Below are 2,447 nucleotides of genomic sequence, written 5' to 3' on the forward strand. Positions count from 1 at the left end.
ATCGGCGGAACGGCCGAAGAAGAGGCCGCCGAATACATAAAGCAATACTTTAAGAAACCCGTGGTCGCATTTATCGCCGGTCAGACTGCGCCAAAGGGACGGCGGATGGGCCATGCGGGTGCGATTATTTCAGGCGGACGAGGTACCGCAGCCGATAAAATCGCAGCGCTCAAGGCTGCGGGCATCACGGTCGCGTCGAGTCCGGCTGATCTCGGCACGGCGATGAAATCGGTGCTCGAGGGCAAGCAGTAATTTGATGGAGCGAACTTTTGCAATCGTCAAACCCGACGCGGTGCGGCGCGGGCTCACCGGCGACGTACTCAAACGAATCGAAGCTTCGGGGCTGGCGATCGTGGCGATGCGGAAGATTCATCTTTCGCGCGCAGACGCCGAGAAGTTTTATGACGTCCACAAAGCGCGGCCGTTCTTCAGCGGCCTGTGCGAATACATGACATCGGGCCCGGTGGTCGTGCTGGTGCTGCAAGGCGAGGGCGCAATCGCCAAGTGGCGCGGGCTGATGGGCGCGACTGATCCGAAAAAGGCGGATCCCGGCACGATTCGTAAGGACTTTGGAATTGACGTCGAGCAGAACGCCACCCACGGCTCCGATGCGCCCGAGACGGCGGCGCAGGAAATCGCATTCTTCTTCGCCGCGCGAGAAATTCTCTCCTGAAAAGACCGTCCTGCTTTCACGGCCGCGTTTCGATTAGAATAGTCGGGCTGTGAACGTGAATCGCCAAATATCGGCCGAGCCGATGCCCGCCAGCGCCGATTTTCGCGACCTGACGCTCGATGAAGTCGAGCAACTGGTCGCGAGCGCGGGCGAGCGCTCGTATCGCGCGCGCCAGATCCTGCACTGGGTTCACGCGCGCGGCGCCGAGTCGTTCGACGAGATGCGCGATCTGCCGGCGTCACTGCGCAACTATCTGAAGCAGAACTTCACGATCGGGCATCCGGTGTCGTCGTTGGTCTCGCGATCGACCGACGGCACGCGAAAACTCCTGATACGCCTCGACGATACGGAAGAAATCGAGTCGGTGATCATCCCCACCGAAAAACGCGTGACGCTGTGCATGTCGAGCCAGGTCGGATGCGCGATGGCCTGCGAGTTCTGTGCGACAGCGCGCATGGGACTCCATCGCAACCTCACGAGCTCCGAGATGCTGGCGCAGATCTTCGCCGCTCGACGCGAGCTGGCCGCGGGTGAGGAGCTCACGAATTTTGTTTTCATGGGGATGGGCGAGCCGCTGGCGAATTACCCGCGCCTGACGCGCACGCTCGCGATTATGACGTCGGAGTGGGGGATGGGCATCTCGCCGCGGCGTATCACCGTTTCGACCGTCGGATTGGTCCCCATGATGGAGCGTCTGCTCAGCGAAACGCCGGTCAACCTGGCGGTCTCGCTGCACGCGACGACCAATGAGCTTCGCGATCGGCTCGCGCCGATCAACCAGCGCTACCCGCTCGAGGTGTTACTCGATGCTTGCCGCAATCTGCCGATCAAACGACGCAGCCGGATCACCTTCGAGTACGTGATGCTCGCCGGGGTGAACGATTCGATCGCGGACGCGCGGCGCCTGTTGAAGTTGCTGGCGCCTTTGCGCGGCAAAGTGAATTTGATTTTTTACAACCCGATGGAAGGGTCGCCGTTGCGGAGCAGTTCGCGTGCGGCGGTGGAGGCCTTTCAAGCGATCCTCAAGAACGGTCATTTGACCGCTACAATCCGCGAAAGCCGGGGGCTCGATATTGCGGCGGCATGCGGCCAGCTTTACGCCGAACAGCACATCCCGGCCTGAAAGCGTCAACCGAAAAGAGAAAAATGTCACAAAACGTACTCGGGGTGATCGGAGGCAGCGGCTTTTACCAGATGAAGGGGCTGGACAAGGTCGAGCTGATGGAGCTCGAGACGCCGTTCGGCCGGCCGTCAGATCCGTTCTACCAGGGACGCATCGGCGACATCGAAGTCGTTTTTCTCTCGCGCCACGGCCGCGGGCATCGAATATTGCCGTCCGAAATAAACTTCCGCGCCAACGTTTTCGGAATGAAGCAGCTCGGCGTGACGCACCTTGTTTCCGTATCGACGGCGGGCAGCCTGAAAGAGGAGATTCATCCGGGCGAACTGGTGGTGCCGAATCAGTTTATCGATCGCACATTCAAACGCCCGGAGACATTTTTCGGCGACGGCCTGGTGGTACACGTGTCGCTCGCCGATCCGGTGTGCACGAATCTCGCGAAGGATCTTGTAGTCGCGACGCGAACTGGTGGCGCGACGGTGCATGACAGTGGGACCTATCTGTGCATGGAGGGTCCGCAGTTTTCGACGCGCGCGGAGTCGCATCTCTACCGCGCCTGGGGCGCGAGCGTCATCAGCATGACCGCGATGCAGGAAGCGCGGCTCGCTCGCGAAGCCGAGATGTGTTACGCGGCGCTGGTGCTGGTGACGGACT

Annotated in this window: 3 protein-coding genes and 1 pseudogene; all 4 read left to right on the forward strand. The window is 60.9% G+C overall.

Features of this window, described 5'->3' with window-relative positions:
• A pseudogene (locus VIW95_RS01540) lies at positions 1-252 on the forward strand (succinate--CoA ligase subunit alpha); the annotation flags it as partial.
• A gap of 4 nt (positions 253-256) precedes the next feature.
• Positions 257-673 (forward strand): nucleoside-diphosphate kinase, encoded by a 417-nt coding sequence (ndk, locus tag VIW95_RS01545; RefSeq protein ID WP_331583315.1) that lies wholly within the window; start codon positions 257-259, stop codon positions 671-673.
• Between the two features lie 82 nt (positions 674-755).
• On the forward strand, positions 756-1,796 hold the full coding sequence (rlmN, locus tag VIW95_RS01550; RefSeq protein WP_349259272.1) for a 23S rRNA (adenine(2503)-C(2))-methyltransferase RlmN: 1,041 nt from the start codon (positions 756-758) through the stop codon (positions 1,794-1,796).
• A 23-nt stretch (positions 1,797-1,819) separates the two neighbouring features.
• The coding region (gene mtnP, locus VIW95_RS01555; protein WP_331583319.1) for an S-methyl-5'-thioadenosine phosphorylase at positions 1,820-2,447 on the forward strand (628 nt) is incomplete at its 3' end.

The sequence above is a fragment of the Binatus sp. (SeqCode) genome, assembly GCF_036522015.1.
Taxonomy (GTDB): Bacteria; Desulfobacterota; Binatia; order Binatales; family Binataceae; genus Binatus.

What these genes read in the sequence shown, in the direction of transcription:
- ndk (WP_331583315.1), top strand. Translation starts at nt 257, where the DNA reads ATGGAGCGAACTTTTGCAATCGTCAAACCCGACGCGGTGCGGCGCGGG.
- rlmN (WP_349259272.1), top strand. Translation starts at nt 756, where the DNA reads ATGCCCGCCAGCGCCGATTTTCGCGACCTGACGCTCGATGAAGTCGAG.